Origin of the sequence: Micromonospora sp. DT44, assembly GCF_049841635.1 — a bacterium.
GTDB lineage: Bacteria > Actinomycetota > Actinomycetes > Mycobacteriales > Micromonosporaceae > Micromonospora.
In genome coordinates this window covers 1-654 of sequence record NZ_JBNCKS010000161.1, presented here as the reverse complement: position 1 = coordinate 654, position 654 = coordinate 1, and the positions used below count along the sequence as shown (strand labels likewise).

Genomic DNA, 654 nt, shown 5'->3' with positions numbered 1-654 from the left:
GCCTAGACAACGCCGATCATGGACGCCCTCGCGTCTACTTGCGGTCCCACATCCCTTGGAATCGATCATCTAGGCCGTCACGGAACAGAGTGTCACCAGACGGTGCGGCCGGTGGAGGACCCGAACCCGGCGGACGCGTTCGTACCCGGGGCCGCCCCTGTCCGGCGAGTAAACACGGGGGCGGCCCTCTCCGACGACAGCGCGAAGGAGGCACCGTGCGCTTCGTGTTCTGGCGCAGCGAACCCGCTCCGAAAGTGCCTGTGCGTGGCCCTGCCCCGCGGCCTGCCCCGCGACTTCCGGCCTGGGTCACGTCGCATACCGAGGCGTTCCGTGTGAACGAGATCGGGCGAATAGGTCACCTGTGCCCAGCGCAGGAGTTCCGGGCGAGCGGGGGTCGGAAGTGATATCTACGCAGGTTTCCGTCCCTGAGCGGGGACCGGCCGAGGACCGTCCGCGTCAGCATCGCCAGGGCCCGCCGCACACGCCGTTACGGCCGCACTGGGCGTGCCGCGCCGACGGTCAGCCGTGGCCGTGCGCGACGGCGCGGCTCATGTTGAAGGCCGAGTACGAAAACTCAATGCCGAGCCTGTCGATCTACCTGGCCGGGCTGCTGTACGAGGCGATGCGCGACCTGTACCACCTGAACCCGCACGA

1 pseudogene is annotated in these 654 nt (G+C 68.3%); it reads left to right on the top strand.

From position 1 onward, the window contains the following. Positions 1 to 400: 400 nt before the first annotated feature. Positions 401 to 654, top strand: a pseudogene (locus ACLQ25_RS32770) (hypothetical protein); the annotation flags it as partial.